The organism is Thalassococcus arenae (assembly GCF_019104745.1).
Classification (GTDB): Bacteria; Pseudomonadota; Alphaproteobacteria; order Rhodobacterales; family Rhodobacteraceae; genus Thalassococcus_B; species Thalassococcus_B arenae.
The window spans coordinates 112,555-135,258 of the sequence record NZ_JAHRWL010000002.1 but is presented as its reverse complement, the minus strand read 5'-3'; the positions used below and the strand labels follow the sequence as shown (position 1 = coordinate 135,258).

At 66.8% G+C, this 22,704-nt stretch carries 24 protein-coding genes and 1 riboswitch; of the genes, 15 read left to right on the top strand and 9 right to left on the bottom strand.

Going from position 1 to position 22,704, the window contains the following annotated elements; genetic code table 11:
• Positions 1–525, bottom strand: coding sequence for a division/cell wall cluster transcriptional repressor MraZ (mraZ, locus tag KUH32_RS12040; RefSeq protein WP_217778702.1), 525 nt, complete (start codon positions 523–525; stop codon positions 1–3).
• A 664-nt stretch (positions 526–1,189) separates the two neighbouring features.
• A riboswitch (cobalamin riboswitch) is annotated at positions 1,190–1,383 on the top strand.
• Positions 1,384–1,517: 134 nt separating this feature from the next.
• Between mraZ and KUH32_RS12035 the strand changes: the two genes are divergently transcribed.
• From KUH32_RS12035 to KUH32_RS11995, 9 genes are read left to right on the top strand one after another with little or no spacing between them, the layout of a single operon-like run.
• Positions 1,518–3,335 (top strand): TonB-dependent receptor plug domain-containing protein, encoded by a 1,818-nt coding sequence (locus tag KUH32_RS12035; protein WP_217778699.1) that lies wholly within the window; start codon positions 1,518–1,520, stop codon positions 3,333–3,335.
• Positions 3,322–4,152 carry an ABC transporter substrate-binding protein gene (locus KUH32_RS12030; RefSeq protein WP_348541115.1) on the top strand — a complete coding sequence of 277 codons (831 nt, stop codon included), beginning with the start codon at positions 3,322–3,324 and terminating at the stop codon, positions 4,150–4,152. The genes KUH32_RS12035 and KUH32_RS12030 overlap by 14 nt, the downstream gene beginning before the upstream one ends.
• Positions 4,149–5,138 carry a FecCD family ABC transporter permease gene (locus KUH32_RS12025; protein WP_217778697.1) on the top strand — a complete coding sequence of 330 codons (990 nt, stop codon included), beginning with the start codon at positions 4,149–4,151 and terminating at the stop codon, positions 5,136–5,138. Before KUH32_RS12030 ends, KUH32_RS12025 begins: the two co-directional genes overlap by 4 nt.
• Complete coding sequence (locus KUH32_RS12020) at positions 5,135–5,884, top strand: ABC transporter ATP-binding protein (RefSeq protein WP_217778695.1); 750 nt, start codon at positions 5,135–5,137, stop codon at positions 5,882–5,884. Before KUH32_RS12025 ends, KUH32_RS12020 begins: the two co-directional genes overlap by 4 nt.
• Positions 5,881–6,669, top strand: a complete 789-nt coding sequence (locus tag KUH32_RS12015) for a cobalamin-binding protein (protein ID WP_217778694.1) — start codon at positions 5,881–5,883, stop codon at positions 6,667–6,669. The genes KUH32_RS12020 and KUH32_RS12015 overlap by 4 nt, the downstream gene beginning before the upstream one ends.
• Positions 6,663–7,283 (top strand): MotA/TolQ/ExbB proton channel family protein, encoded by a 621-nt coding sequence (locus KUH32_RS12010; RefSeq protein ID WP_217778692.1) that lies wholly within the window; start codon positions 6,663–6,665, stop codon positions 7,281–7,283. Before KUH32_RS12015 ends, KUH32_RS12010 begins: the two co-directional genes overlap by 7 nt.
• The gene (locus KUH32_RS12005) at positions 7,283–7,654 is read left to right on the top strand and encodes an ExbD/TolR family protein (RefSeq protein ID WP_217778690.1); all 372 of its coding nucleotides are present in this window, start codon (positions 7,283–7,285) and stop codon (positions 7,652–7,654) included. Before KUH32_RS12010 ends, KUH32_RS12005 begins: the two co-directional genes overlap by 1 nt.
• Positions 7,655–7,657: 3 nt before the next feature.
• The gene (locus KUH32_RS12000) at positions 7,658–8,044 is read left to right on the top strand and encodes an ExbD/TolR family protein (RefSeq protein WP_217778688.1); all 387 of its coding nucleotides are present in this window, start codon (positions 7,658–7,660) and stop codon (positions 8,042–8,044) included.
• Positions 8,041–9,045: a TonB family protein gene (locus tag KUH32_RS11995; protein ID WP_217778687.1), complete on the top strand. Its 1,005-nt coding sequence runs from the start codon at positions 8,041–8,043 to the stop codon at positions 9,043–9,045. The genes KUH32_RS12000 and KUH32_RS11995 overlap by 4 nt, the downstream gene beginning before the upstream one ends.
• Here KUH32_RS11995 and KUH32_RS11990 read toward each other — a convergent pair.
• Together KUH32_RS11990 and proS are read right to left on the bottom strand one after the other, a co-directional pair.
• Entirely contained in the window at positions 9,032–9,544 is a 513-nt protein-coding gene (locus tag KUH32_RS11990) for a DUF2937 family protein (protein WP_217778685.1), read from the bottom strand. The two genes, KUH32_RS11995 and KUH32_RS11990, sit on opposite strands and share 14 nt — an antisense overlap.
• A 67-nt stretch (positions 9,545–9,611) precedes the next feature.
• On the bottom strand, positions 9,612–10,955 hold the full coding sequence (gene proS, locus KUH32_RS11985; protein WP_217778683.1) for a proline--tRNA ligase: 1,344 nt from the start codon (positions 10,953–10,955) through the stop codon (positions 9,612–9,614).
• 182 nt (positions 10,956–11,137) lie between these two features.
• Here proS and KUH32_RS11980 point away from each other — a divergent pair, with 182 nt between their 5' ends.
• The 6 genes from KUH32_RS11980 to KUH32_RS11955 all read left to right on the top strand — a co-directional run bounded on the left by KUH32_RS11980 (position 11,138) and on the right by KUH32_RS11955 (position 18,900).
• A complete protein-coding gene (locus KUH32_RS11980; protein ID WP_217778681.1) occupies positions 11,138–12,610 on the top strand; it encodes a sensor histidine kinase in 1,473 nt (490 codons plus the stop codon).
• Between the two features lie 75 nt (positions 12,611–12,685).
• Complete coding sequence (locus KUH32_RS11975) at positions 12,686–13,195, top strand: fasciclin domain-containing protein (protein WP_217778680.1); 510 nt, start codon at positions 12,686–12,688, stop codon at positions 13,193–13,195.
• 86 nt (positions 13,196–13,281) lie between these two features.
• Complete coding sequence (locus tag KUH32_RS11970; RefSeq protein WP_217778678.1) at positions 13,282–14,349, top strand: AI-2E family transporter; 1,068 nt, start codon at positions 13,282–13,284, stop codon at positions 14,347–14,349.
• 65 nt (positions 14,350–14,414) lie between these two features.
• Entirely contained in the window at positions 14,415–15,074 is a 660-nt protein-coding gene (locus KUH32_RS11965) for a P-loop NTPase family protein (protein ID WP_348541114.1), read from the top strand.
• 14 nt (positions 15,075–15,088) lie between these two features.
• Positions 15,089–17,266, top strand: a complete 2,178-nt coding sequence (locus KUH32_RS11960) for an RNA degradosome polyphosphate kinase (protein ID WP_217778675.1) — start codon at positions 15,089–15,091, stop codon at positions 17,264–17,266.
• A 77-nt stretch (positions 17,267–17,343) separates the two neighbouring features.
• Positions 17,344–18,900 (top strand): Ppx/GppA family phosphatase, encoded by a 1,557-nt coding sequence (locus KUH32_RS11955; protein WP_217778673.1) that lies wholly within the window; start codon positions 17,344–17,346, stop codon positions 18,898–18,900.
• A gap of 9 nt (positions 18,901–18,909) precedes the next feature.
• On the opposite strand, the gene KUH32_RS11950 is transcribed toward KUH32_RS11955, so the two are convergent.
• The 6 genes from KUH32_RS11950 to KUH32_RS11925 all read right to left on the bottom strand — a co-directional run bounded on the left by KUH32_RS11950 (position 18,910) and on the right by KUH32_RS11925 (position 22,700).
• Positions 18,910–19,278 carry a hypothetical protein gene (locus KUH32_RS11950; RefSeq protein ID WP_217778672.1) on the bottom strand — a complete coding sequence of 123 codons (369 nt, stop codon included), beginning with the start codon at positions 19,276–19,278 and terminating at the stop codon, positions 18,910–18,912.
• Between the two features lie 39 nt (positions 19,279–19,317).
• Positions 19,318–20,319 carry an endonuclease/exonuclease/phosphatase family protein gene (locus tag KUH32_RS11945; RefSeq protein ID WP_217778670.1) on the bottom strand — a complete coding sequence of 334 codons (1,002 nt, stop codon included), beginning with the start codon at positions 20,317–20,319 and terminating at the stop codon, positions 19,318–19,320.
• Positions 20,319–21,002: a molecular chaperone DjiA gene (locus KUH32_RS11940; RefSeq protein ID WP_217778668.1), complete on the bottom strand. Its 684-nt coding sequence runs from the start codon at positions 21,000–21,002 to the stop codon at positions 20,319–20,321. Before KUH32_RS11940 ends, KUH32_RS11945 begins: the two co-directional genes overlap by 1 nt.
• Positions 21,003–21,044: 42 nt before the next feature.
• Positions 21,045–21,524 carry a GNAT family N-acetyltransferase gene (locus tag KUH32_RS11935; protein ID WP_217778666.1) on the bottom strand — a complete coding sequence of 160 codons (480 nt, stop codon included), beginning with the start codon at positions 21,522–21,524 and terminating at the stop codon, positions 21,045–21,047.
• Positions 21,521–22,132 (bottom strand): VOC family protein, encoded by a 612-nt coding sequence (locus KUH32_RS11930; RefSeq protein ID WP_217778664.1) that lies wholly within the window; start codon positions 22,130–22,132, stop codon positions 21,521–21,523. Before KUH32_RS11930 ends, KUH32_RS11935 begins: the two co-directional genes overlap by 4 nt.
• Positions 22,133–22,217: 85 nt before the next feature.
• Entirely contained in the window at positions 22,218–22,700 is a 483-nt protein-coding gene (locus tag KUH32_RS11925) for an MAPEG family protein (RefSeq protein WP_217778663.1), read from the bottom strand.
• Positions 22,701–22,704 lie beyond the last annotated feature (4 nt).

Here is a 22,704-nt window from a genome sequence, read left to right as displayed (position 1 = left end):
TCAGGTCTCTGCGCCGGTGTCCGGCGCATCCTCGTCCAGCAATTGCAGCGGATCGAAGTCCTCGGGCATTTCGTCGAGGTAATCCTCGGTCTGCGCGAGTTCCTCGGCCTCGTAGACCTCGGGGCTCCAGATCTGGAAGGTATCGACGTTCGAGGCGAAATAGGCTTCGGTCGTGATGCCTATCTTGTCGCGCAGCTTGGCCGGCAGCACGATGCGGCCGGTCTCATCCACGCTGGTCGTCACCGATTGGGTCGAGAACAACCGTTCAAGCAATCGGCGGCGCTGCGAACCGCGCGGCAGCTGGCTGATGCGGTCCTCGACCGCTTCCATCTCATGTATGGTATAACATTCCAGGTATTTGCGGCGGTGATCGCCGTAAACGATGACCAGGTTGGGGTTCAGGCCTTCGGTCCAGTCCGGGTCGCCGGCTTCGAGCACACGGCGGAACGAGGCCGGGATCGATACCCGACCCTTGCCATCCACCTTGTTGCGGCTCTCGCCCCTGAACCTCAGTCTGCGGCCCACTGTCCTGACCGGCCCTTTCCTGCCCCCGAAAACGAAATACGGCGGGTTGATCTGCTGCCACTGATCAACCCGCCGCCTTCACCCGCGTTGCGGGCCTGTCCGACTGCGCGCGCCACCTGGGGGGATGTCTGCTCGCTCGCGCGCCGGATCTCACTGTCACGATGAAGGCGGGTGCCTGTATGAAACCTGTTTTTTGTTTTTGGTTCGGGAGTGAGTGGAGATCGTTGCTCCGTCCCGCCTGCATCGTGTGAACATGGATGACATGGGAATTCATGGGGATCAATAGTTTTTTGCGGGAAACAGGCACTGAATATGGTTCTACACAGGTGTTCAAAACAACATCTGGCGTGGGATTGGGTTAAGATTTCCCCACAATTGGTGTCGAAAATTTGAAACACATCTAAATGTGGTGTTTCATTTCGCTTGAAACTTTCCTCCCATAAATTCCCAAAAAACTTTCACCGGACCGGGCTCTGCGTTCATTTTTGGCGAAAGCGCCGGCGAAACACCCCAGTAATCAGCGCGTGGACGGCGGAATCAACCGGTTCGATTCGTCTGGTTGCGCCGGCCTGGCGCCGTGTCCCATGCTTTCCCACAACGCACCTGTCGCCCGATACGATCCATGCGTCGCAATGTAGCCTTGCGCGCCAAACACCCTTTCGCTACCGCTTGACCCAGCTTCGGTCCGGGCCTTGCCTCCCGGATAATAGGGAACGCGGTGAAAATCCGTGGCTGCCCCCGCAACTGTAAGCGGCGAGCGACGTCGGCATATGCCACTGGGGCCAGGTACGGCCTCGGGAAGGCCCGGCACCGCGACGACCCGCAAGTCAGGAGACCTGCCGAAGAGCTCACCTTTCCCCGGCGCGGGGTGCGCCAGTGGGAGCGGTTCTCCGCCTTGGTGACACCATCACCGTTCGCGGAGGGCCAAGCGCCTTTCCATGAACACCACACCTTTGTGCCGCAAGGCGCCAACGATCTGGAAAGGATCGCCCATGACCCGTTTTCTGAGCACCGCTTCGGTGCTGGCACTGACCTCCCTGCCCGTATCCGCGCAGGGCATCGCGGCCGAGGAAATCATCCAGCTGGAAGAAATCACCGTCTTCGGAAACCTCAACGAAACGCCGCTGAAAAACACCGGCGCCAACGTGGCCATCGTGACGTCGGGCGACCTGGCGCGCGACGCCACCCAATCGGTGTCCGAAAGCCTTTCGCGCCGCGCCGGCGTCACCTTCACCAATTCCGGCGGCGCGGGCGGTCTGAGCTACGGTAGCCCGACCAATATCCGGCTTCGCGGGCTGAGCGAGGTTTACGTTCCCGTGCTGCTGAACGGCATCGACATTTCTGACCCGTCGGGAACGCAGAACAGCTTCAACTGGAGCAACATCCTGGGCACCGGGATCACCCGCGCCGAGGTGGTGAAGGGAACGCAATCGGCGCTTTACGGATCCGAGGCGGTGGCCGGCGTTATCGGTCTTACGGCGGCGCAGGCACCCGAGGCCGGCGAACGCGCCGGGCTGCTCGAACTCGAGGTCGGGTCCTACGGCACGCGCCGCGCCACCTTGAACTACGGCATCGCCGGCGAACGCGCCGGTTTCGCGATCAGCGCCTCGCGCGCGACAACGGACGGCTTCAGCGCCTTCAGCGACGGATCGGACGACGATTCCTTCGCCGGAACTCAGGTGAGCTTTGACACCTATTACGACGTGACCGAAAACATCCGGGTCGGCCTGACCGGTTTCTCGTTCAATTCCGATTTCGATTACGATCCGGCCAACAACACCGGAACCGCGAAACTGACCGGTCTGCGCGCCTATCTGGACGCCGAGACCGGCGCGGTGCGGCACCGGCTGGACGTGTCGCGGTTTCGCTCCAAGCGGGAGTTTCCGCTGGCCTTCTTCGATCTCTTCGAGGGTGAGCGCGACAAGTTTGGCTATGTCGGCACCTGGACGGCAAGCGAAAGCCTGCAGGTGTCCTATGGTGCCGACTGGACCCGCGAGACCGCCCAAAGCTTTACCGAGGACGAAACCGTCACGCGCGGCGTCTTTGCGGAAATCCAGTACCGGGCGACGCCCGATCTGGACCTCGCGCTGTCGCTGCGCCATGACGACCACTCGGAATTCGGCGGTTTCACCAGCGGTCGCGCGGCGCTGAGCTACCGGATGCAATCCGACCTGACGCTGCGCGCGAGCCTGGCCAACGGGTTCCGCGCGCCGTCGCTGAACGAATTGTTCGGGCCCTTCGGCGCCAACCCCGATCTCGACCCGGAAACCAGCCGCAGCGCCGATATCGGGATCGAAAAGACCTATGGCAACGGCTCATACGTGTCGGCGACCTTGTTCTACACGGAAGTCGACGACCTGATCGGTTACACCACTGCCTACAACCAGGTCGAAGGCACCTCGGTGTCGAAGGGCGTCGAGATCGAGGGCGAGTGGGTCGCGACCGACCGGATCAGCGTCTTCGGCGCCTTCACCTTCACCGATGCGCGCGATGCCGACGGCGATCCGCTGCAGCGCGTGCCGCGCTACGCGCTGGACCTGGGCATCAACGCCCGGCTGACCGACGCCCTGAGCCTTTCGGCCAATGTCCAGCGCCGCGCCGATTTCGCACCGACCTTCGGCGCCACCGGTTTCACGCCGCAGGACGTTAAGGACCATACGGTCGTGAACGCGCAGGCCGACTACACGTTCAACAACGGCACGACGGCCTATTTGCGGGTCGAGAACCTGTTCGACGAGCAATACGAGGTCATCCCCGGCTACCAGACCTCGGACCGCGCGGCCTATTTCGGCATCCGTGCGACGTTCTGAGATCATAACCCTGGCCGCGGCGCTGGTCCTGGCCGGCGCGGCGGCGATTGCCGAGGCGCCGGCCCGGGTCGTCTCGCTCAACCTCTGCACCGACCAGATGGCGCTGCTGCTGGGGGCGCCGGGACAGGTCGTGGGGGTGACGGAACTGGCGCACGATCCGCGATCGTCCGCCATGACCGAGGCCGCGGCCGGCGTTCCGTCCCATAACGCATCGGCCGAAGCGGTGGTGCTGATGCGGCCCGACCTTGTGCTGGCCGGCACCTGGACCACCCGCGCCACGGTCGAGATGCTGGAACGGTTGGGCATCCCGGTCGTGGAATTCGCCCCGGCCAATTCCCTGGACGAGGCCCGCGCGGCGCTGTTGCGCATGGGCGCCCTTCTGGGCCGCGAGGCGCAGGCGGCCCGCATCGTCGCCGATTTCGACGCCCGTCTTGCCGCCCTGGCGGACAAAACCGGGCCCCGTCCCCGCGCCGCGCTGTACTTTCCACTGAACGGCACCGCGGGACGGCAGACACTGGCAGGCGACATCCTGGCCGCAGCCGGGATCGACAACATCGCCGAAGCGCGCGGCCTGCCCTATGGCGGGCGGTTGGCGATGGAGGAACTGATCCTCGACGATCCCGACCTGATCCTGGTCGGCCAACCCTATAACGGCCATGCCCGCGCCACCGAGGCGCTGCAACACCCCGCGTTGCGGGCCACTGGCGCATTGCGGCGGATCGAGAACGGCGCGGCCTGGGTCTGCGAGACGCCCGCCCTGCTGGACGCGGTGGCCGAGATGGTCGCCCTGCGCCGCGACTGGGAGCGGGGGCGATGAGGCCTGTGGTTCTGGCGGTTTCGCTGGGTGCACTGACGACGGCGCTGTTCGTCGCGGCGCTGTTCGTGGGCTATGCGGCGATCCCGCTGCCTGCGGCCATCGCAGCGCTGACCGGCAGCGGCGAGCCGCTGTACCAGATGGTGATGCAGGACATCCGGCTGCCCCGCGCGCTTTTGGCGGCGCTGGTGGGCGCGGCGCTTGGCCTGTCCGGCGCGGCGATGCAGGGCTATCTGCGCAATCCGCTGGCCGAACCGGGGCTGATCGGGGTGTCGGGCGCCGCCGCGTTCGGTGCGGTCGTGTCGTTGCAGACCGGCTTTGCCGCGGCCTTTGCCCTGGCACTGCCGCTGGCCGCGCTGGCCGCCGCCGCTGTAGCCGTCGCGCTGATCCTGTGGCTCGCCGGGCCGCGTGGCGGATCACTGACGCTGATCCTGGCGGGGATCGCGATTTCTGCCCTGGCGGGCGCGCTGACGTCGCTGGCGCTGAACCTGTCGCCCAATCCCTATGCCGCCGCGGAAATCGTTTTTTGGATGATGGGTTCGGTCGCGGATCGATCGATGGCGCATGTCACCTTGGCCGCGCCGGTGATCGTGGCGGGCGCGCTGGCTCTGCTGACTTTGGGCCGCGGCCTGGACGCGCTGACGCTGGGCGAGGACGCGGCCGAAGCGTTAGGCGTCCGCCTGCCGCTGCTGCGCCTGCAATTGCTGGGGGGCGTTGCCGCCGCGGTCGGTGCCGCCACCGCGGTGACCGGCGCGGTGGGCTTTGTCGGCCTGGTCGTGCCGCACCTGCTGCGCCCGCTGACCGGTGCGCAACCGTCGCGGCTGCTCTGGGCTTCGGCGCTTGGCGGCGCGGCGATGGTTCTGGCGGCGGATCTTGCCGTGCGGCTGATCCTTCCCGATCGCGACCTCAAGCTGGGGGTGGTCATGGCCATCGTCGGCGCGCCGCTGTTCCTGCACCTGATCTACCGCACGCGGAGGGAGCTGGGATGACCCTGCTGTCGCTGCGATCCCTGACCGTGCGCCGCGGCCCCTGCCCGGTGGTCGACGGCGTGTCGCTGGACATCGCCGCGGGCGAGCTGGTGGGCCTGATCGGGCCGAACGGCGCCGGCAAGACCAGCCTGATGCGCGGCGCATTGGGCCTGTTGCCGCATGAAGGCGCGTCATCGCTGGCCGCGCTGCCCGCCCGCGACCGGGCCCGCTCCGCCGCCTGGTTGCCACAGGCGCGCGAGATCGCCTGGCCGGTCACGGTCGAAACGCTGGTCCGGCTGGGCCGCCTGCCACATGGCCGCCGCGAAACGCCGGAAGACCGCGCCGCCGTGATGCGCGCCCTGGACCAGATGGGATTGACCGCATTCGCGACCCGCAAGGCCACCGCCTTGTCCGGGGGGGAACAGGCCCGTGCCCTGATCGCCCGCGCGCTGGCACAGGACACACCGCTGCTGATCGCCGACGAGCCCACGGCGGGGCTCGATCCGGCGGCGCAGATCGCCACGCTCAAGCTGTTCGCCGCGCTTGCCCGGCAGGGCCACGGCATCCTGGTGTCACTGCACGATCTGGGGCTGGCGGCGCGCTATTGCACCCGGCTTGTGCTGTTGGGCGCCGGCCGCATCGTCGCCGACGGGCCACCTTCTCAGGTGCTGACCGAGGACCGGCTGGCGCAGGTCTTTCATCTGCGTGCCCGGATGATCGACAGCCCGGATGGCCCGGTCTTTCAGCCGCTGGATGTGCTGTCATGACCGTGCCCGCCCGCATCGTCTGCCTGACCGAGGAAACGGTCGAGGTGCTGTATCTTCTGGGCCAGCAGGACCGGATCGTCGGCGTGACCGGCTATGCCGTGCGACCGCCGCAGGTGCGCCGCGAAAAGCCGCGCGTCGGTGCCTTTACCAGCGCCGACATTCCCGGCATCGTGGCCTTGCAGCCCGACCTGGTGCTGACCTTTTCCGACTTGCAGGCCGACATCGCCGCCGACCTGATCCGCGCCGGGATCGCCGTGCACGCCTTCAACCAGCGCGACGTGGCAGGAATCCTGTCGATGATCCGGACATTGGGGCGGCTTTGCGATTGCACGGGCCGGGCCGAGGCGCTGGCGCGTGGATACGAGACCCGCATCGCCGCGCTGCGTGCCAACCCGCCCGCCCGACGACCGCGTGTCTATTTCGAGGAATGGGACGACCCGATCATCACCGGCATCGGCTGGGTGTCCGAGCTGATCGACATCGCCGGCGGCACCGATTGCTTTGCCCATCTGCGCCACCACCAGGGCGCGCGCGACCGCATCACCGACCCCGCCGCCGTGATCGCCGCCGCGCCGGAAATCATCGTGGCGTCGTGGTGCGGCAAGAAGGTCCGTCCGGAGCGGATCATCGCCCGCCCGGGCTGGCAGGATGTTCCCGCCGTGCGCGCCGGTGCGGTATACGAAATCAAGTCACCGCTGATCCTGCAACCCGGCCCGGCCGCGCTTGGCCCCGGGCTGGACGCGTTGCGGGCGGCGGTGCTGAGACATGCGGAGGCGCCATGCTGAGCCCCATCGCCGAGACCCTGAACCGCGGCGGCCCGATCCTGTGGGCCATCGCCGCGCTGTCGGTCCTGACACTGGCGCTGATCCTGTGGAAGACCTGGCGGCTGTCGGTGATCGGCGCCTGGCGCCGCGACCGCGCCGAGGCGGCGATCGTGCATTGGCAGCGCGGCGAAGCGCAGGCGGCGCAGGCGCTGCTGGCGGGGCGCGGCGGATTGCGGGCGCGGGTGGTACGCAGCGCCATGACCGCGCTTGATCGTCACGATGCCGACACCGCGCGCGAGGAAACCGCCCGCATCGCCCGGGGCGCGCTGGCCGAGGCGCGGGCCGGTCTGCGGGCGCTCGACCTGATCGTGACCGTGGCGCCGCTGCTGGGCCTTCTGGGCACGGTGATCGGCATGATCGCCGCCTTCCAGACGCTGGAAACCAGCGGCGGCAGCGCCGATCCGGCGGCCTTGGCCGGCGGTATCTGGCAGGCGCTGCTGACCACCGCGGCGGGCATGGCGGTCGCGATCCCGGCCGCGGCGGCCCTGTCGTGGTTCGACAGCATCACCGACGGGCTGGCGCTGGATTTCGAGGATATCGCCACACGCATCTTCGCCGGACACGGGGGCCGCTGATGCTGGATTTGCCGATCAGAACCGCCCGCAGACGTCCCAGCCTGACGCCGATGATCGACGTCGTGTTCCTGCTGCTGATCTTCTTCATGCTGGCCGCCCGCTTTGGCCCGACCCAGGCGCTGCCCCTGCCGCTGAGCAGCGCCGCGAGCGGCTATTCCGGCCCGCCGAGGCTGGTGACCGTGGCACCGGATGCGCTGCTGCTGAACGGGATCGCGGTCGACGACCTGCCCGCCGCCCTGGCGCAGCTGATGGACGATCCCGCCGACACGGTCGTGCTGCGCCCGACCCCGGGCACCGACGTCGAACGGCTGGCGCAGGTCATTGCCGCGCTGCGGGCTGCCGGGCTGACGGCGCTGGCGGTGGTGGAGTAACGCATGGTCCGGGCACGCCATTCCCTCCCGCGGGCGCCCAGGCGCGGTGCCGAACCGGTCGTGCCGATGATCAACATCGTCTTTCTCCTGTTGATCTTTTTCCTGATGACGGCACGCATTGCGCCGCAAGCACCCTTTGACGTCACCCTGCCGCGGGCCGCCGCCGATCCGGGCGAGAATGCGGCCCAGCCGCTTTACGTCTCGGGCGACGGCGCGCTGGCATTCGGCGCGGTCAACGGCGCCGCGGCAGTCGCGGCCGCAGCGGCGAAGGGCGACGTGATCCTGCACGCCGACGCCCGGTTGCCCGCCGTCGATCTGGCCCGCATCCTGGCCGAGCTTGGCCGCGCGGGGGCGACTGGCATCACGCTGACGACCGGGGGCGCGCCATGATCCGGGTTTTCGAAGGCACGGTGTTTCTGACCCTGGCCGGAGCTGTGCACCTGGCAGCGCTGACCCTCGCGCCGGTCAGCGTCGGAGGTGCAGCGCAGGGCGCGGGAGGACGGGAAAGCGTGACGCTGGCGCCGGCGACCGAGACCCTGGCCGCGCTGGTGGCGCAGTGGACTGCGCCGCCCGAGGTGTCGCAGGTGACGGTTCCTTTCGTGGCCCCCGCTGCCGATCGGGCGCCCACGCCGCTGGCACCGCCGGTCGCCACCGCCCTGCACCGGGCCGTTCCGGCCGCGCCTCGGGTCGCGCCCGCGAGGGACAGCGCCCCGCGCGAGCTGATGGCACCGGCGCCACGGTCGCTGACGACCGACGCGCCGCAGGCCCCGATCCAGCCGGAGCCGGCAACTGCGCTTCCGCTGCCCGAAACGCCGCTGTCCGGTACGGGTGCCCCTGCGCGCAAGCCCGCCGTTCTGCCGTCGCCCGAGACGGCCCAGGGCGCCGCGCCCTTTGTCGCGCCGGAACCGCCGTCCAGCCCGCGGGCGCCCACCGCGTCGCCGAAACCCGAGGCGCGCCCGGCTGCGCTGGCACAGGCAGACGCACCCGCGGCGGCGCCTCGGGCCAGTCGCGCGGAACCCAGGAAGACAGCCGCAGGGTCCGGCCGCACCGGCCAATCGACCGAACGCGCCGTCCGCGATCCGGCACCCAAGGGCGCTGACGCGGGGACGCTGCGCAAGGCCCAGGCCGCTTGGGGCGCTCAGATCCAAGCCGCGGTCAACCGCGCGGTGCGGGCGCCTTCGGGCGGTGTCCGGGGCCGGGTCACGTTGCAGTTGACGGTGACGCGGTCAGGCAAGCTGAGCGGGCTGACGGTGGCCCGGTCGTCGGGCAATCGCGCCATCGACAACGCCGCGGTCAAGGCCGCCAGACGCGCCCGTCTGCCGGTGGCGCCGAAAACGCTCACGAATTCGAGCTACACGTTCAGCTTGCCGCTGAACTTCACATCGGGCTAGGCAAGACGGTTCGGCGGCGCCGGAACAGCCCGCGTGCCAGGCCAAGCAGCGCCGCGACCGCGGCCCAGCCACCCAGAAACCCCGTACCGGCAAAGACCGCGCCTTCAAACGTCGCGGGAATGGCAGGTTCGAAGGCGGCCATCGCCCTCGCCGCGATCTCGCGATCGCCTAGATGCCCGGCCAGGCGCGCGCGCATGAAGGGTCCTGCCCCTTGCAACGCGGTCAGATCGTCCTGCAGGCGCGCGTGCCGGTCGATGGTCTCTTGCATCGTTCTTGCCCGCGCCGCCCCCATCGCGCCGCCTTCGGCCAGCGCATCGAGCGCCGCCATGCGGTCCAGTCCGACGCTGGCGGCGTCGGCGTCGAAGCGCGCCACGGCCCGTCCAAGTTCGTCGACGGCGCCGCCAAGGCGTTGCATGTATTGTTGCGAAAACTCGGGGAATTGCGACAGGCCCGCCGCACCGGCAAGCCCACCGGCCAGGGCCAGCGCGCGCAGGATCATCTCTGCTCTCCTCTCCGGCCGCTTGCGGGCCGTTCGGACGCAAGTCTAGCGCAAAAGCGCGCCCCTGTCAGGCCCGCGCCAACCCGTAGATCTGCGCCAGCCGGGCCACTGCTTGCTCGGGCGGCAATTCCTCGCTGACGCCGGTCCGGCGCGAGGTCAGCTCGACAACGCCGTTCTTGAGCCCGCGGGGACCGACGGTGATCCGCCAGGGCAGCCCGATCAGGTCCATCGTGGCGAACTTGGCGCCGGCGCGTTCGGTGGTGTCGTCGTATAGCGGTTCGAGCCCGAGCGCGGTAAGCGCGGCATACAGCGCGTCACAGGCGGCATCGGCCTCGGCGTCACCCTGCTTGAGATTGACGATCCCGCAATGGAACGGCGTCACGCCTTCGGGCCAGATGATGCCCTTGTCGTCGTGGCTGGCTTCGATGATCGCGCCCAGCAGGCGGCTGACGCCGATACCGTGCGACCCCATGTGCACCGGCACCCGTTCGCCGGCCTCGTTGACCACCACCGCGCCCATCGCGTCGGAATACTTGGTGCCGAAATAGAAGATCTGCCCGACCTCGATGCCCCGCGCGCTGCGGCGGCGCGGTTCGGGGATCTGGTTGAACAAGGCCTCGTCGTGGGTTTCATCGGTGCGGGCGTAGCGGCTGGTGAATTCCTCCAGCACCGCCTGGCATTCGGCATGGCTGTCGTAGTCGATGGTGCGGTCGCCGAACTTCAGATCCGTGATCGCGCTGTCGTAGAACACCTCGCTCTCGCCCGTTTCCGCCAGCACCAGGAATTCGTGGGTATAGTCGCCGCCAATCGGCCCGCCATCGGCGCGCATCGGGATCGCCTGCAGCCCCATGCGTTCATAGGTGCGCAGATAGCTGACAAGGTGGCGGTTATAGGCGTGCAGCGCGTCTTCCTTGGTGAGGTCGAAATTGTAGCCGTCCTTCATCAGGAATTCGCGGCCCCGCATCACGCCGAAGCGCGGGCGGATCTCGTCGCGGAATTTCCACTGGATATGGTACAGCGTCAGCGGCAGGTCGCGGTAGGATGACACGTGGCTGCGAAAGATGTCGGTGATCAGTTCCTCGTTCGTGGGGCCATACAGCATGTCGCGCCCATGCCGGTCGGTGATGCGCAGCATTTCCTGGCCATAGTCGTCGTAACGGCCGCTTTCGCGCCACAGATCGGCCGATTGCAGCGTCGGCATCAGCATCGGGATATGGCCGGCCCGCACCTGTTCCTCGTGCACGATCTGCTCGATCCGGCGCAGCACCTTGTAGCCCAGCGGAAGCCAGGAATAGATCCCGGCGCTGGCCTGCTTGATCATGCCGGCCCGCAGCATGTAGCGATGCGAGACGATCTGCGCCTCCGACGGCGTTTCCTTGAGCACGGGCAGGAAGTAGCGGGACAGGCGCATGGGAACCTCTTTCGCGTTTGATGCGCGTTTTGGGCCATGCGCAGAGGCTTGGCAAGGGCCGCCGCACTGCGGCCGCACGCAACATGCGTTTACGCTTTCAAGCCCGCCCCGGCGGCAATAAGGTCATACCGGCCGCCCGCGGGCGAACCGTCGCAATCCTTGGGATCGGAGAGGAACAGGCTTTGGGCAGCGACACGCAGGCGCCGGTCACGGCGGATATCACCGATTTGTTGGCGCACGGCCTTGCCGCCGTGCCCTTTGCCGCGCTGCTGTTTCGCCCGGACGAAAACCTGACCCTGCTCTGGCGCAATTCCGCGCATGAACGGATGTCGATGTCCGAGGGCCGCTCGGTCACCGGGCTGGGCATGTTCGAAGCCTTCCCGCCCAGCGGCGACGCCGACGGCTCTGCCGCCGTCGATGCCATCCGCAGCACTGTCGCCCGGATGCGCGAAACCCGGGCGCCCGAACAGATCGGCCCCTACCGTTTCGATCTGCCGGACGACGATGGCGCCTATTCGGAATACCACTGGCAGATGCATTTCGCGCCGATCTTCCTGGACGGACGGATGGAGGCGATCCTGCAGACCGCACAGGATGTGACCGAAGCGGTGCTGACCGCCAAGCTGGCCGCCTCGCACCGCCGCACCTCGACCTCGACCGCTTCGGTCGCCTATTTCACCTACGACCCGGCGACGGACCTGTTCCACCGGCACCCGTCCATCGATGCGATGTTCGGCTTTGCCGCGGACGAGGCCGGCAGCCAGGCCGGACCGTTCTTCGAGCGGGTGCACCCCGATGACCTGCCGGCGGTTTATGCCGAGGTCGCCCGCATCACCGCCGCGCCGCTGGGCGAAATCGCCTCGTTCGACTACCGAGTTCCACAACCCGACGGCACCGAACGTTTCATCCGCATCCGCGCCGAAATGGCCACCGACCCGATCGACCGTCGGCCCAAGCTGGTCGGAACCTTCGTGGACCTGACCGACATCGAGCAGAACCGACGCAGGTTGGCCCGCGCGGTCGAACTGCGCGAGGCGCTTGTCTACGAGGCCAATCACCGGATCAACAACAGCCTGCAGATCGCCCTTTCGATGCTGCGGATCGAGGCGGGTCGGCTCATTCGCGAAGGCGGTACATTGGGGGAAAAGGCCAGCGCCGCCCTGCGCGCGGTCGAATCGCGGATCCGGGCCGTGGCCGAGGTTCACGGGCTCATGCAGGTGGGCGAAACCGTGACGACCACCGACCTGGGTGCGCTGTTCGAACGGCTGGTGCGTGCCACCCGTCAAAGCGCCGAACTGCCCGAGCAGGCGCTGGTTCTGACGCTGCCGGACACCCGCGTCACGCTTGACAGCAACAGCGCCGTGCCGCTGGGCCTGATGGTCAATGAACTGCTCACCAACGCCATCAAGTACGGCCGTCCCGATGCCGCGCACCCAATCCGCCTGACCCTGGCCGGAACCGCGCGCGACGGGCTTACGGTCACCGCCGAAAACGCGCAGAGACATACCCAGCCGGCGACCCCCTCGACCGGGCTGGGCGAACGGCTGGTGACGCAATTCGCCGAGCAGATCGGCGCGTCGGTCAGGCGCTCGGACGGCGACACGTTCCGCGCGACCATCACGCTGCCGCCCTTGAGCGACGTTCACGACGCCTGACATCGGCGTGATCCCGCTGAGCCACGGGCGCCCGGCCGCCGTATCCCTTGTATCCAAAACACAGGGAGACGACCCATGACCATCCGCAAAACCCTTGCAGCCGCCGCGCTGGCCGTGACCGCCGCAGGCGCGGCGCAGGCCAACACCATCGTCGACATCGCCGCGGGCGATGAGCGTTTTTCGACCCTGGTGGCCGCCGTGACCGCCGCCGGTCTGGTCGAAACCCTGCAGGGTCCCGGCCCGTTCACCGTCTATGCCCCGCTGAACGACGCCTTTGCCGCCCTGCCCGAAGGCACCGTCGACACATTGCTGAAGCCGGAAAACAAGGACCAGTTGACCAACGTGCTGCTCTACCACGTCGACGACCGCAAGCTGACCGCGGGCGATTTCCCGTCCGGGTCCAACTACTTCAAGCCGGTCCTCGCGTCCGAACGGCTGTGCATCACCGCCGGAAACGGCGTTCAGATCGCCGACGGGACGGGCGAGGTCGCCAATGTCGTCGTCGCCGACATCATCGCCGACAACGGCGTGATCCATGTGATCGACAAGGTTCTGCTGCCCGGCACGCGCCCGGCCTGTCACTGACTTTGACACGTTGCGGCCCGGGTGCCCTTGAAACCCGGGCCGCTTCGCGCGATGTTGCCTTGGGGAGACAATAATCCGAGGCAGGCATGGCGCTTCCCGTACAGGATCAGCTGAAATACTGGGGGCTCGCAGCGGCGGTGTTTGCCGTCGTGCTGTGGTTCCTGGGCGACGTGCTGCTGCCATTCGTTCTGGGCGGCGCGATCGCCTATTGCCTCGATCCCGTTGCCGACTGGCTTGAACGGCGCGGCTTGTCACGGGGCCTGTCTGTCGGACTGATTACCGTCGTCACCATCATCGTGTTCGTGATCATGGCGCTGGCCGTGATCCCGCTGCTGATCCAGCAATCGATCCAGCTGGTGAATTTCGCGCCGCAACTGTTTCGCGACCTGCAGGCGTTCCTGTCCGAACGTTTCCCGTCGCTGATGGTCGAGGACAGCATCATCCGCCAATCGCTGGGCTCGATCGGCGAGACGATCCGAGAACGTGGCGGCCAGTTGCTGCAAACCGTGCTTTCCTCGGTCGGGTCCCTGCTGAACGTGGTCTTGCTGTTTGTCATCGTGCCCGTCGTCGCGGTCTACCTGCTGGTCGACTGGGACCGGACGGTCGCGCAGATCGACGAAATGCTGCCGCGCGACCACGCACCCGTCATTCGCCGCCTGGCGGGCGAGGTCGATGCGGTGCTGAGCGGGTTCATCCGCGGCATGGGTTCGGTCTGCCTGATCCTGGGCACTTATTACGCTCTCGCGCTGTGGGGTATCGGGCTGCAATTCGGGCTGGTGGTCGGCGTGATCGCGGGCATCCTGACCTTCATCCCCTATGTCGGCGCCATTGTCGGCGGCGCGCTCGCCATCGGCCTGGCCTTGTTCCAGTTCTGGGGCGACTGGCTCTGGATCGTGGTGGTCTGGGCGATATTCCAGTCCGGGCAATTCGTCGAAGGCAACATCCTGACCCCCAAACTGGTGGGGAACTCGGTCGGATTGCATCCGGTCTGGCTGCTGCTGGCCCTGTCGGTCTTCGGATCGCTGTTCGGGTTCGTCGGGATGCTGGTCGCGGTTCCGCTGGCCGCGGCATTGGGCGTCGTGGCGCGTTTCGCCGCCGCGCAATACAAGGACAGCCGGCTGTACCGAGGCCTCAGCGAGCGCGACACGCCATGACCGGTCCGCAACAACTTCCCCTGCCCCTGCCTGCCCGTCCGGCGTTGGGGCGCGAAGACTATTTCGTGTCCCCCGCGAACGCGATGGCGGTCGCGATGATCGACACCTGCGACAGCTGGAGCGGTGGCAAGCTCTTGCTGATCGGGCCCGAAGGCGCAGGCAAAACCCATCTGGCGCATGTTTGGGCCGCCGAAACCCGCGCGAAGGTCGTCTCGGCGAGAGACCTCGACAAGGCGGATATCCCCGCGCTGGCCGAAGGCCCGGTCTGCATCGAGGATCTGGACGAAATCGCCGGAGACGCAACCCGGGAACAACAGGCCTTTCACCTGCACAACCTGACGCTGGCGAACCGGCACGCGCTGCTTGTGACCGCGGCGATGCCGCCCGCCCGCTGGGGCCTGGCCCTGCCGGACCTGCAAAGCCGGATGGAAGGCACGCAATCGGTGACGCTCGGCCCTCCGGACGATGCGCTGCTGGCCGCGTTGCTGGCCAAGCTGTTCGCCGATCGGCAGATCGTTCCCGCCCGCGCCGTCATCCCCTATCTCGTGCGCCACATGCGCCGGTCTTTCGACACCGCCGCGCGGGTGGTCGCCGCTTTGGATGCGGCGGCGTTGAGCGCGCGCAAACCGGTCACTCAGCCACTGGCCGCCGCGGCGTTGGCCGAAATCCACGCGGGTTTTGACGAAACGCCACGCGACATGTCATTGAAGAGTTGCAGAGATTGACGAAAACCCCAGCCATGACAGCCGCCGATTTCCTTGCCTCCGATTATGCAGAACCGATCGAACTGCCCGATCTCGACCTGACCGGGCCGGGGCGTTTCTTCAACCGCGAACTGAGTTGGCTGGGCTTCAACTGGCGCGTTCTGGAAGAGGCCGAGAATCCGCGCGTGCCGCTTCTGGAACGGCTGCGCTTTTTATCGATCTCGGCCACCAATCTGGACGAATTCTATACCGTCCGCGTGGCCGGGTTGCGCGAACTGGCGCGCGAGGGCAACACCAACCCCGCCGCCGACGGGCTGAGCCCGGCCGAACAGTTGGTGCTGATCGACGAAAACGCCCGCCGCCTGATCGCCCGACAGCAAGAGGTGCTGACAGAACTGCGCAAGCTGATGGAAGCCGAACAGATCGCCGTGGTGCCGCGGGATGCCCTGACGGACGACGACAAGGCCTTTCTCAAGGACGCCTTTCTTTCCCAGGTCTTTCCGGTGTTGTCTCCGTTGGCGATCGACCCGGCGCATCCTTTTCCGTTCATCGCCAATACCGGCTATTGCCTGGCGCTGCAGTTGGAACGCACGAACGGCAAGAAACCCCTTCAGGCGCTTTTGCCGATCCCGGCGCAGATCGACCGCTTCATGGCCCTTCCGGCAGAGGCGGGTCAGTCTCGCTTCATCCTGCTCGAAGATGTCTTGATGCTGCATCTCGATTCGCTTTTCCCGGGCTACACGGCCGAAGATTCCTTTGGGTTCCGCGTGTTGCGCGACAGCGATCTCGAGGTCGAAGAGGAATCCGAAGACCTGGTGCGCGAATTCGAGGTGGCGCTCAAGCGGCGGCGCCGCGGCGAGGTGGTGCGACTGACGGTCAGTTCCGGCGCGCCACGTGCCTTGCGCGACGTGGTCAAACGCGAATTGCACGTGCGCGACGAAGAAGTCATCGAGATGAACGGCATGCTCGGCATGGCCGATCTTCGCGAACTGGTGCTGGAGTCCCGGCCCGACCTGCTTTGGCCCAGCTTCACGCCTCGGGTTCCCGAAAGGGTGCAAGACCACGACGGCGACATGTTCCGCGCCATCGCGCAGAAAGACATGCTGTTGCACCACCCTTACGAAACCTTCGACATGGTGGTGCGCTTTCTGGCCCAGGCCGCCCGTGATCCGAACGTCGTCGCGATCAAGCAGACGCTGTACCGCACCTCGCGCAATTCGCCCATCGTCGAAGCGCTGTGCGAGGCCGCCGAAGACGGCAAGTCGGTCACCGCGCTGGTCGAGCTCAAGGCCCGTTTCGACGAGGCGGCCAACATCCGCCAGTCACGGCGCCTTGAACGCGCCGGGGCGCATGTCGTCTATGGCTTTCTCGACTGGAAGACCCACGCCAAGATCAGCCAGGTGGTGCGCCGCGAAGGCGACCGGTTGGTGACCTATACCCATTGGGGAACGGGGAATTACCATCCGATCACGGCCAAGATCTACACCGATCTCAGTTTCTTCACTTGCGATGCGGCCCTGGGGCGCGATGCGGCAAAGGTGTTCAATTACCTTTCCGGCTATGCCCAACCCGAACAACTGGAAAACCTTGTGATTTCGCCGCACACGCTCAAGCCGAGGATGATCGAACTGATCGAGGCCGAGGCCGAACACGCCCGAAGCGGCCGCCCGGCGCAGATCTGGCTCAAGATGAACTCGCTGATCGAACCGGACATGATCGACGCGCTCTACGCGGCGAGCCAGGCCGGGGTCCGGATCGATTGCGTGATCCGCGGTATCTGCGGGCTGCGGCCCGGCGTGAAGGGGCTGAGCGAGACGATCCGGGTCAAGTCGATCGTTGGTCGTTTCCTGGAACACAGCCGGATCATGTGCTTCGGCAACGGCCACGGCCTTCCGCACAAGAACGCCCGCGTCTTCATCTCATCGGCCGATTGGATGGGACGCAACCTGAACCGGCGGATCGAGACCGGGATCGAGATCCACAACAACACGGTCAAGGCCCAGATCGTCAGCCAGATCATGGCCGCGAACCTTGCCGACACGGCGCAAAGCTGGGTCATGGAAGCCGACGGCAGCTTCCGGCGGCACCCGATGCCGGAAGGCGCGTTTTCGTTCAACTGCCACCGTTTCTTCATGGAAAACCCGTCCCTGTCCGGGCGTGGTTCGGCCGGTGCGGCGGACGTACCGAAACTGACCCATACCGAGGACAATTAGGCGCAACGCGGGCCGAGGTCGCTTGACGCATGCGCGACCCTCGGTCAAGGTCGCGGCTGTCTGAGATGGGGATGCGCATGGACGGAAACACCGAGTCCGGCCGCGATGACTGGGAGATTTTCCGGCGCCCGCTGTTCGACGATCCCGAAACCCGGGCCCTGAAGCGCGTCGGGGTTGTCGATATCGGCTCGAACTCGGTGCGGCTGGTGGTTTTCGACGGAGCCGCCCGCAGCCCGGCCTATTTCTTCAATGAAAAGATCATGTGCGCGCTTGGCGCCGGTCTGTCCGAAACCGGGCGGCTGAACCCGACGGGCAAGGACCGGGCCCGTGCCGCCCTGCGTCGTTTCAAGCGGCTGGCAGAAAGCATGGAGTTGCCGACCCTTGCCGTTGTTGCGACCGCCGCAATGCGCGAGGCCGAGGACGGCCCGGACTTCTGCGACGAGATCGCCCGCGATATCGGGCTCGAGATCAACGTGATCGAAGGCACCGAAGAGGCCCGTTTGTCAGCGCAGGGCGTGTTGCTGGGCTGGCCGGGTTCGTACGGGCTGGTCTGCGACATCGGCGGGTCTTCCATGGAACTGGCGGCGATCAAGGGTGGCCAGGTCGGCACTTGTGTGACCTCTGCGCTTGGGCCCTTGAAGCTTGCCGATCTGAACGATGCGAAAGCGCGCGAAAAATTCATCCGCAAGACGATGAAATCGCTGGCGAAAACCATGGGAACGCAGCGCGACAGGTTGTTTCTTGTGGGCGGCAGCTGGCGTGCCTTCGCCCGCATCGACATGCACCGCCGCGACTATCCGCTGCACGTTCTGCACGAATACCGCATGGATGCCGACGCCGTCGCGGCCACGACCGAGTACATCCGGAACGCGGACCTGGAAGACCTGCGGCAGGCCTGCGGGCTGTCGACGAGCCGGATGGCGCTGGTGCCGCTGGCGACCGAGGTGCTTACGCAGTTGGTCAAGACTTTCGAACCGCACGACATCGCCGTGTCCAGCTATGGTATCCGCGAGGGTCTGCTGTACGAACAGATGCCGCAGCGGCTGCGTGACCGCGACCCGCTGATCGAGGCCTGCCGTTTCGCCGAGGCAAAGGACGCCCGCCTGCCCGGGTTCGGCCGCCGCCTGTTCAAGTTCGTGACGCCGTTGTTCGAGGGTGCCGACATCACCCGGCTGCGGCTGGTCAAGGCCGCTTGCCTGCTGCACGACGTCAGCTGGCGCGCGCATCCCGACTACCGTGCAGAGATGTGTTTCGACAACGCCACCCGGGCCAACCTGGGCGGGCTCAAGCATTCCGAGCGGGTGTTCCTGGGCCTCGCCCTGCTGCACCGCTATCGCAACAAGCGTTCGGACACCCGGTTTGAGCCGCTGTTCGCCTTGCTGGACGACGCCTCGTTGCAGCGCGCCGAAGTGCTGGGCAAGGCGATGCGGCTGGGTGCGATGCTGTGGACGTCGGATACCGTGTCGGACGGCGCCAAGCTACGCTGGAACGCCAAGACCTCCGAGGTCACGCTGCATCTTTTGCCAGAGGTGGCAGATCTGTTCGGCGAGGTGGCCGAGGCGCGTTTCAAGTCGCTCGCCGATGCCCTGGGCGGCACGGGTCATGTCGAGATCGGCGCACTGCCCGAGGGCTGAAGGCCGGCGTTACAGCTCGATCTCTTCCTTGTCCGTCGGAGGTGTGCCCCGAAGTTCGTCCTCGGTCTTGCGGCGCAGGATGATGTCGCCGTTGGGCAGCATTTCTGGCGGATGATACACCGACCAGTCCTCGACCTCGGAAAGCAGGTCGCGCAGCGCCGGGCCCATCGTTTCGACGAAATCGCGCAGGGCCGGCTCCATCGTGCGTGCCAGATCTTCCAGTTCGTCCAGCGCGGGCTCCATTTCCTGCATCAGCCCGCGAAAGAAAAGCTGCGCGCCGCGTTGCATCAGGCCGACGCCGTCGTCTTCGGGATTGTCCTGCGCGGACGCCGGAACGGCGATCAGCGCGGCAAGGGTGATGGCAGCGATCCGTGTCATGGCGGATATATAAGCACCCGCGGCGCTTGTGGTAAGAACCTAGATGTCCAGGTCTATGCTGACCGGGAAATGATCCGACGCCGTCAGCAGCGCATCGCGCAACTCGGGGGTGTCCCAGCAGACCGGATCATCGAACGGGTGCCAGATGCGCCAGCGCGGGTTTCCGGCGCACAGGTCCGCGCTGACCATCAGGTAGTCCAGCATCGCCTGCATGTAGCGCTTGTCCTGCGACAGGTAGAACCGCGCGGTGGTGGGTTTCGGCCCCAGCCGCCCGGCCAGCGCCTGTTCGGCATGCGGATCGAACAGATGCGGGCCGCCATCGCCCAGCACGATCTCGACCGAGCTTCGCCCGAACAGATGTTCGTATTCGTCCAGCCCCGGGCCATCGTTGAGATCCCCCATCACGATCAGGCTGTCGCCTGCCGCCAGGTGGTCGTCGATCCGGCGGCGCAGCCAGATCGCCTGGGCCAGTTGCTTGCGGCGATTGGCGATGGACAGGCGCATGATCTCGTCGCGCGACCGCGCACCGTGCGGCGCCTTGGATTTCAGATGCGCCCCGATCAGCCGCAGCGCCTTGCCCGACGCGGTCTCGACCGCCAGTTCCAGCGGTGGCTTGGAAAACACCACACGGTCTTCGGTCGCATCGATATCCAGGTCGATGCGGAATTCGCCGTCGAAGCGCGGCGCGGTTTCGCTGGCGCGCGGATCGTGCCGGGCGGTCAGCGTGGCCGGGTCGAACAACAGCGCGATTTCCTGCTTGGTGTCGTTGACATAGCCGGTCACGACCTCCGAGGCACGCAGCCCGAACGTTTCGGCGAACGTCGTCAGTGCCGCGGTGGTCGATCGTTTGCGGTCGGTGTCGGGTGCTTCGATCACCATCACTGCATCGGCATCGAGCGCGGTGAACACGATGCCCAAGGCCTCGGTCTGGTCGCCGCGGGTCACGTTGTGGCGGGCCGACCAGGAATTGCCGCCGATCAGTTGGCCGCGATCATCGAACAACTCGTCGAACCATTCGACGTTATAGGTGACGATCCGCATCAGGCGGTCTCGCGCGTGCGGATTTCTTCCCAGGCGCGGTTGATGTCGGCCAGGCGTTTCTGCGCCAGGCCCACCGCTTCCTCGGGCACCCCGCGCGCGATCATCACATCGGGATGGCTCTCGCGGACAAGCTGGCGGTAATGCTTGCGGATCGCGTCCAGCGGCAGATCGGGATCGACGCCCAGGACCATGTAGGGGTCGCGGGGCGCGTCGGGAACGAACCGCGCCCGAAGCGCCGCGAAACGCTTGTCGTCGATCTCGAAAATCTCGGCCACCCGGGCCAGGAACGCGTCTTCGTTGGGGTGGTAGTGGCCGTCGGCAATCGCGATGTGGAACAGACCCTCCATCAGGTCGCACAGCGTACCGTCGGTTTCGGCGAACATCGCCCGGATGCGGCGGGCGTATTCCTCGAATCCGGCCACGTCCTGCCGGGCCAGGTTGAAGACACGCGCGGCGTTGGGCTCTTCCTCGGTGGGGATATGGAAGACCTCGCGGAACGCCGTCACTTCGTCGCGGGTCACAAGGCCATCGGCCTTGGCCATCTTGGCCGACAGCGCGATCACCGCGATGGTAAAGGCAACGGATCGTTCCGGCGGCGTGCGCAACCGGTCGAGCAGGCCAGACAGCCCCTCGCCCTGGGCGAGGGCCGCGATGGCCTGGGATATGCGCGTCCAGATCGACATGCGCGCAGTTTATGGTAGCCGCGCCGCGGTGTCAGGGCGGTATCAGAGAATTTTCTGCATCAGCACAAGATCGATCCAGCGCCCGAACTTGAACCCCACTTCGGGCAGCCGGGCGACCTGCGCAAAGCCGATTGCGGCGTGAAAGGCCACGCCGGACGGGTTTTCGCCGCTGACCCCGGCCCAGAGCGAATGCACCCCGTCATCGCGCGCCGCGGCCTCGAGCGCGGCCATAAGCGCCCGGCCGGTGCCCTGTCCGCGCGCCTCGTCGGCCAGCACGATGGTGTGTTCCTTGGTTCGCGCATAACCCGGACCGTTCCGGAACGGGAAATAGGTCGCGTAGCCGATCACCCTTCCCTGCCGTTCGGCCACCTGAAAGGCCCGACCGCGTGCCGCGATGTCGGCCGCGATCCCCTCGTTGGTCTTGAACAGCGTCGTGAAGGTGATCGTGGTGTCGGCGATCACCGGATTGGTCATCGCGGCGATGGCGGCGGCGTCGGCCGGGCGCGCGGGGCGGATCCTCACCGCAGCACCACCGGCCCGGCGGGCGTATCGATATCGGCCCTGAGCCCCGGCGCGCCGGTCTCGAACACCACCTCGGGCGCGTCCAGAAAGCCGCCAAGACGCCCGGCCAAATTCGTCGCGTCCGGGTGCGACACCACCAGCCGTCGCAACGCACAGCCCGATCCCGGCAACGCCTTGCCGGGGGGCACGTCGCTTTGCCATTCGATCAGCGCCGGAAACAGCCCATCATACGGCAAAAGACCATCCGGAGGGACCGCCATCCGCCAATTCAGAGAGCCGCGCTCAAGCGCGACCGGTTCTCCGGCCTCGGGCAGAAGTGCCAGCGCCTTGTCCAAATCGTCGACCCGGCAGATCCACTTGTCGAGCCGCGCAGGGCCGGTGAACCCATCCAGCCCGAACCAGCGCGGCCGGCCGGGGTCGGGCGCCGAAGGGTCGATTGCGATCGCCTCGAGATACAGCCCGGGCGCCAGTCCCAGCAGCCGGTTGTGGGTGCCGAACCGCGGATGCGCTCCGCCCGGCAGCATCGAGACATCCAGCACCTCTTCCACGTGCTGCACTGCGCCGGTCAGCGTCTGACCCAGCACCGCGAGATGATCAAGAACCAGCATGACACCGCCTTTGGTCCGGACGCCCCAGAATAGGAGCAAAAATCGCCTCTTGCCAAGCGGTTGCGACGCGACGGCACGGCCCGTTTCATATCGATCCCGAGACCGTCCTGATGAGCGCCAGCGCCGCGGCCAGGATCGTCGGGTAAAAACTGGCGGCGAACCCCAGGCTACGCAGCGGCGGAGACATGTGATAGCCCAACCAGAACAGGCACCGCGCCACGGCAAACCCCGCGCCGAGCGCAACCACCGTTCCGCCGCCAAGCGCCCAGCCGGCAAGCGGCCAGAAACACGCCGCAAGAACGATCTGTTCAACGGTGTTCGCCAACACCCGCTGGTCGATCTCGGCCGGTCCCGACAAGGGCTGGCCATCGATGACGCTGTCATCGAAGAACCGCCGCTGCGCCAGCCGCCCGATCATCAGCATCAGCGGCAGCCCGGCCAGGAAGAAGGCAACCGCCAGCGCGCGATCCAGCGCGACATCCCTCGCGAAACCACCGGCCCAGACCAGAACAACCGCCCAGATCGCGCCTCCGGCCATGCCCAGCAGGATGGTGGCGCGTTTCCGCATCCTC